At 60.8% G+C, this 6,573-nt stretch carries 4 protein-coding genes and 2 pseudogenes; 3 read left to right on the forward strand and 3 right to left on the reverse strand.

What is annotated here, in order from left to right; all coding sequences use genetic code 11:
• A pseudogene (locus tag MKK55_RS20705) lies at window positions 1–730 on the reverse strand (glycine-rich protein); the annotation flags it as partial.
• 503 nt (window positions 731–1,233) lie between these two features.
• Between MKK55_RS20705 and MKK55_RS20710 the strand changes: the two are divergent.
• Window positions 1,234–1,485, forward strand: coding sequence for a hypothetical protein (locus MKK55_RS20710; RefSeq protein WP_243934290.1), 252 nt, complete (start codon window positions 1,234–1,236; stop codon window positions 1,483–1,485).
• A 73-nt stretch (window positions 1,486–1,558) separates the two neighbouring features.
• Here the strand turns inward: MKK55_RS20710 and MKK55_RS20715 are convergent, their stop codons facing one another.
• Window positions 1,559–2,875 (reverse strand): pilus assembly protein TadG-related protein, encoded by a 1,317-nt coding sequence (locus MKK55_RS20715; RefSeq protein WP_243937430.1) that lies wholly within the window; start codon window positions 2,873–2,875, stop codon window positions 1,559–1,561.
• Window positions 2,876–3,242: 367 nt separating this feature from the next.
• On the opposite strand from MKK55_RS20715, the gene MKK55_RS20720 reads away from it, so the two are divergent.
• Entirely contained in the window at window positions 3,243–4,793 is a 1,551-nt protein-coding gene (locus MKK55_RS20720; protein ID WP_243937431.1) for a sensor domain-containing diguanylate cyclase, read from the forward strand.
• Window positions 4,794–5,018: 225 nt separating this feature from the next.
• Here MKK55_RS20720 and MKK55_RS20725 read toward each other — a convergent pair.
• Window positions 5,019–5,391, reverse strand: a pseudogene (locus MKK55_RS20725) (MucR family transcriptional regulator); the annotation flags it as partial.
• An 84-nt stretch (window positions 5,392–5,475) separates the two neighbouring features.
• Between MKK55_RS20725 and MKK55_RS20730 the strand changes: the two are divergent.
• Complete coding sequence (locus tag MKK55_RS20730; protein ID WP_243937432.1) at window positions 5,476–5,682, forward strand: hypothetical protein; 207 nt, start codon at window positions 5,476–5,478, stop codon at window positions 5,680–5,682.
• Window positions 5,683–6,573 lie beyond the last annotated feature (891 nt).

The following is a 6,573-nucleotide window of genomic DNA, read 5'->3' on the forward strand; positions in this document are numbered from 1 at the left end:
CGCCATTCGTACCGGCGGCACCGCCGGTGAGGCCATTCTCACTCACGCCGGCTTCACCGTCCGTCGTAGCCTGCCCGGCCCCACCGCCCGTGCTTGCCGAATAACCCGCACCACCGCCACCGCCGGCAACGACCAGCGGCGTTGCGTTCGGTGCGATGATAAAGCTGCCGCCGCCGCCGCCACCTGAAAAGACCTTGTAGGTTCCGACGCCACCGACGGCGACCGTAAGCTCTTCGTTGCCCGTCAGATTGAAGATGCCCGAGGCCTGTGCCCCCTTGCCACCCGCCACGCTGCCGCTTCCACCTTGGGCACCGTAAGCGGTGATCGTGAAGATGCCCGTGAAGGGCGTCGTGTATGTCGCCGTGCTGCCGCTGTAGTTATAAGTCATCGACTGTGCGGCGGCCGTATCAACCATCACAGACGGCGCCGCACCAAGGCCCGCGACTGCCGACGTGAGCATCGCTAAGCGACGGCGACGCCTAATCTGGGCGGCGGGTCGAGCACGGCGAACCCGCTTCAAAACCACGCTGCTCAACCGAGCCAACAATGAGGCTGAGGTCTCAATGGCGAGGGTCAGCAGGCGGCCAATCCGTTCGCGGAGCAGAGCTGCAGAGGCGGCAAGGTGCAGGACCGTCGGCCGCTCGGTGGTCCGGATCGAGATCCCCACCAGCGCCGTCGAGGCCACGTACGCCCGGTGGAGCGCACGCCCGTTCGATGTCCGCTGTGCCATGTGCCCGCTTCCGCCCTAATCAGCGGATCGCTGCCCCCTAGGCGCAAGTCCGCTTTATTCTGCCCCTTCATGCTGATACGAGCGGGTCTTTGAAAGGGTTGTGCTGTGACTAACTTTTATAAAATCTGTGGTGATGCCTTTAGATCACAATAGCATTCGCAAGGAAATAATTTGATAGGTGTATATATAATACGCCACACTTCCTATCTGAAGCATGTATTTGTATAGAGAATTCAGTCAAATCTGGTCAATTGCAACTGCAAGACGAATAATAATTCTAGTCTATAGTATACTCAGCTGCCCGCTCGACTGCCGTCAGTTCCGGGCCGGTGACGCGCAGCTCCTCTATCGCGACGGTGCCGAGGCCATCGGCGACCCACGCCTGCCATTTTTCGATGTGGATCGTAGGAGGTGCTTGCCGCGGGAGGGGGTGCCGGGTCACGTTGGGGGGATGGCGCCGAACGATCGGCCAGCCAATGACGGGGCACGGGAAGCGGGTTCCTGTGAAATTCAGCCGCAATCGCTGGTCAGAGGAGATCCGGCGCGCTCGCATCGCCGCCATCCTCAAATGGCTGTCTATTGGCCTTGCCTGTGTTTGCCTCGTGCTGGGCGTAATCCTGTTCGACGGAAAGGGGATCTATGCCGGAGCAGCTGCCTTCGCGGGCGTTATCTGGTTCGTAGCTGATCCTTACAGCCGCGCGGATCGCTTGGCGGCCCGGATCGAGGCTTGGCTTTCTAGGCCGCTTTCTCGTTAAAATGAAGAAGGGCTGGATCGCGAGCGAACGCCTTCAAGGTGCTTTGGGGAGCGGGTTTCTGTCATCGGCGTCGTCATTGCGTCAGCAGCAGCCGGCCGGAGACCGGGCCGACGCCCTTCGGCACCGGCACGCTCGTCGCGCCGTAATTCGCGTTGAGCACGAGGTTCGGGCCTTCGTAGAGGTTGATCTGCTGGGCCACGATCACGGTGTAGGCCGACTGGTCGGCCACCGGCTTGGTCGCGTCGATCACTAGGCGGCCCGCCGGCAGGTAGATCGTGCCAAGCATGGTGCGGGCGTTGTCGCTGAGGATGCGGTACGTCCGCATCGGCTTGGTCGCTGCAAGGGGTGCAGGAGGTGGGGCGAGTATTGCACCAAGAAGTGTAGTGATGAGGTTGCTTGGATCTGAGGGAGAGGACACAGTCCTATCTTCAGAGATAAGTAAGCCCGCCATTACGCCTGTCGTTGGTGCCGAGAGGCTGATTGTCGTATCTTTGTCAAAGACAAGACTGCCTTTATCCCCGGTGAAGTAGAAGGCCACATCTGTACCGCTAAGCGACGCTTTTTTATCAACAATCAGCGGACCATTTGCTATGACATAAATTCCAGCCTTTAGCGTGACGACAGCATTCTTCGTGATCTGTAGGCCACCACAATACGTTCCTGGTTCGAGCGTAATACTCGAATCAATCTTCTTCAAGCTGTTTACATTCAGCACATTCAATGGGAACGGTAGTGTCGCGCAGGCGCCGATCGATGGGGCGGTACGGTCCTTCAGAGGATCATCGATCACCGGGCAGCCGGTCTGCGGCGTCGGGCTGAAGTTCGCCCGCACGCCGAGGTAGCCGCCGGCCGAGCAGATCGTCTGCGCCTTGGCGATCGCGTTCTGCTGCCCGACCATGCCGGTCGGAGAGGCGGAGTTGGAATATAGCGCGCAATCGATAGCGGTGACCTGCGCGCTCTTCTGCAGGTTGAAGGCACCCGCCGCGAGCGGGTCGAGCGCCAGCATGCACAGGCGCATCCGCCCAACGACGCTCGCCTGCGCCTTCACCGCGAGCTTGGCGGCGGGCATCCCGACGAAGCTGCCGAAGGACAGTTTGAAGGTTTCGGCGGCCGTTACCAAAACGTTGGTTTTGTCGGATCCCACGCTGACCTCAACCGCCAGCGGCCGGTCCGGCGGCGATTTCGCCTCGGATCGGACCGTCTGCTCGGTGACGCCGACCACCGCGGCGGTGCTCGACAGGGCGAGCTTGAGGGCGTTGCCGCCGGCCAGCGCCCCGGCATCGACGGCCCCCTGCAGCTGGGCCCGCCGGGCGGCGAGGCGGGCATAGTCGACGCCGCCGCCGACGAGGCCGAGCAGCACCGTCGTGCAGAGGCAGAAGATGACGGCCACGGCGCCGCGGCGGTCAGCTCCGAACGACCGAGACGCAGATGCAGCGAACGGTATTATCCCGCTGTGCCGGATACCGGACCGCCCTTCGTTCTGCATCCCAATCGCCTTATCGGCCTATTTCAAGCCTATGGTCGTACAAGGCCTAGTTTAATAAAAAACGATAGTGAGCGGTGGGAGCTGTTTTCAACGGTCAGTGAAGAGGGTAGCTGCGCGAAAGATACCAGTCGTGACTGGCGCTTAATCCACAGCCACCGACGCCATCCGCTCCTCGACAATTTACGGGATTGATCCACCAAGCGGTGTGGATTGATGGAAAATCGTTAAGCTTCCTCGGCTACAATCGGAGTGCGGGACATGACGACTGCCTATGACCATCCGATCGCCCTTCGCCCTGTTTGGACGCTGGACCCACTCGGCGCGCTCGCTGACGGCATTCAATCTCGCCTGCGTTGCCGGTCTCTGCAGCGTGTCCGCTGTAATGTTGTGGGACATGCGAGAGGATGCGACCCGCCGGACGGAGATCACGTCCCGTAGCCTGCTGCAGGTGCTGGAGCGCGATATCGCCCGCAATATCGAGCTCTATGGCCTATCGTTACAGGCGGTGGTCGACGGTATGAAGCGACCGGACGTCGCGCAGGCCTCGCCCGAACTTCGTCACATGATCTTGTTCGATCGCTCGGCGACCGGCCTCGGGTTTGGTTTCATCATGGTGATGAATGCGACTGGCGATCTCGTTTCCAGCTCACAATCGATCACGCCACGAGCGCTGAACCGGGCCGATGGTGAGTATTTTCAATACTTTATCGCTCATAGCGATGATGGGCTGCATATCAGCCCGCCGGCTATCTCTCGCTTGACGGGACAATGGGTGGTCATGCTGAGCCGTCGCCTATCTAACCCAGACGGTTCGTTTGCCGGTGTCGTCGCTGGCGCCATCCATCTCGACTACTTCCGTGGCCTATTCGCCGCCGCAGGCGTGGCTCGCATCGGCACCGTGACCTTGTACGGACCAGGCGGCTCGATCCTGATGCGGGAGCCATTCGAACAACAACTGCTTGGCAAAAGCGTCGCCCAGCAGCCAAGCTATCAGCGCATTCTGGCCCACCAGGACGGCAGCTTCGTTGGTCCAGCGATGTTTGGAGAGGGTGAACGCCGTTTCGTGTTCACCCATGTCAGAGATCAACCCCTGCAGCTCAGTACCGCGATCCCGCTGGCAGATATCTATACGGATTGGTGGCAGAAGGCTCTGATCCTTGGTGGGACCGTACTAGCGCTCTGTGGGGCCACCATCGGCTTGACGTGGTTATTCTGCTGCGAACTCAATCGTCGGCGTGCTGCCGAGATGGCTACGAGCGCGCTCAATGTCGAACTCGAACAGCTGGCAACGACGGATGGGTTGACCGGCTTGCCCAATCGTCGCCGCTTTGACGAGGTCTTAGCTCAAGAATGGTCACGCGCCGTACGAACTTCACAGCCTCTATCGCTGATCCTGCTGGATGCCGACTCGTTCAAGGGGTTCAACGACCGTTACGGGCATCAGAAAGGCGATGAGGCCTTAGAGCTCATCGCGCGATCAATGGAAGCCGTCATCAGCCGTTCTGACGATACCGGTTACCGCATCGGCGGCGAGGAGTTTGCCGTCATCCTCCCTGATACAGGTGAGGAGGGTGCCAAGATCGTTGCCAGTCGTATCCAAGAGACTGTGGCGGGCTGGAAGCTCCCTCATGCCAGTAGCAAGCACGAGGTGCTGACCGTGAGTTGCGGGGTAGCTCAGATACCCGAAGGAATTGCCATTGAACCAGCGGTGCTATTTTGTACTGCCGACGCCGCTCTATACGAAGCCAAGAGATTGGGCCGCAACTGCGTTCGGGTTTCAGGCTCAGTGGGCTCTGATCTGCGCTTGGTCGTGGGCGGATGATAGTAGCTTAAGCCCCATTAAGCACGAGCAGCAACCGTGGCGGTATCACAGCACCTCCCACGACGGCCCGGCCCCGTCCCGATCTGCTCACGGGGCGGGGGAACCCCGGATCTCACCAGCTAGGCCGATACGCGACTTGGCCCGTGTGCAGGATGGCGGCACTTGGTTAGGGTCTCATCACCGTAACGGGCGCCACGGTGTGCCGGAACGGGGCGCTGAGCGGCTTCAGGCCGTTTCCGCAGCCTTCATCTGCCCGCGGGTCTTCGAAGGGGCTGCGGAGGCTGCCACGACCTTAGGATTTGTCTTGCGCCGCATCTGACCCAGGCCAAGAGAGTGGGCCAGCGCGGACCGTTGCGCGGAGTAGCTTGCGGCGGTCGACGGGTAGTCCGACGGCAGACCCGTAGCGTACACGGTACTGCTCCAACGTCAGGCCGGCGACGGTCAGGTGCCGCTTCAGGGTTTTGTAGGGCTTGCCGTCGAGGAACGAGATGATCGCGTCCGGCGTGATCGACTTACGGATCTGATACGCCGTCGGCTTCTCGGGGCCAGGGGGCTCCGCGGGGGCTTCGTTGCCCAGGCCGGTGAGGGCAGCATGAACATCAGGGCCGCCGCAGCGGATCGGGCAGACCAGCTGGCTGCTGATGCAGCGCACACCAGAGTGAGCCGGACAGGTTGCTGAAGGATGAGCGACGACACGGCGGCTTTGATCCTGGCGCTCGCGACCGAGAACGCCGAGCTACGCGCGGCGCTGGCCAAGGCACAGGACCTCCTAGTCGAGACAGTCGTCGATACCGGCGAGCTGCATGCCCGCGTTGAGGATCTAAGAGCCGAGGTGCCAAGGCTGCGGGGTGAGCGGAATACCTCGACGCCTGGCAGCATACGAGGCTGATCGGCCGTAGGCTGATAAGGAACGCTGCTGTCCAACGAAAAAAGGCCACCCCCGAAGGGGCGGCCCGAAGTCTTGGAGGAAACGTCCAAGAAGGACAGCGGGACCACGACGCCATCGCTGTCCCGCACTGCAAACCTAGGCTGCCGCATCGCAGCGAACAACCCGTCCAGGGGTGCAAAAGATGGAACGGCTGTCGCACCGCCTCGGCGGCTCGACCATGATCGGTGTTTAGCCGCGACGAGGTGCATCGGCACGGAACCGGGGAAAACCGCACTTATCCTCTGGTCAGGATTGAGATTGACCTTCAGATTGCGTGGTCCAACGCTCCAGCCGTTCCATCGCAACGGCCCAATTTAGGGAGTGTAAGAGGCTAGCGATCCAAGCGAAGATCTTGCCTCCCGGCGATGGGGGTGAACGGGATCAATGACTTAGCCCTGATTTGGGGCGCTAGGGAGGCTAGGGAGGCATTTTCCCACCCTACGCATGAGACAATCAAAACGATGAGGTGAGGAAACGACGAGACAAGGGGTGGTCAAGGCCGTGACATGCCTCGTTCAAAACCGTCTCATGTATACCCGAGGAATCTCCTCCCTATTCTCCCTACACTCCCGTTGAGAAGAAAAAGAGAAATAAAAGGAGAGACTTAGAGAGGGCTGATTTTACGGGAAGCAGGCGAATTCCGCTGATCCTACCCGCCCTAGCATCCCGCACGACGGCTCCAAGGCATGGCCGCGGGCGATCAAGGGCTCTCGATCGCCATTGGAGCAGGCGAGCATCCCATCCGGTTGACGAAACGCCAAAGCTTGGTAGCTTTGCGGCCATCCTCTGAGGAGAGGAGACACGGCCCCGTCGCATGACAGCGCGACCAGCCTCCGATCGTCCAAACCGGCT

Origin of the sequence: Methylobacterium sp. J-059 (assembly GCF_022829485.1) — a bacterium.
Lineage (GTDB): Bacteria > Pseudomonadota > Alphaproteobacteria > Rhizobiales > Beijerinckiaceae > Methylobacterium.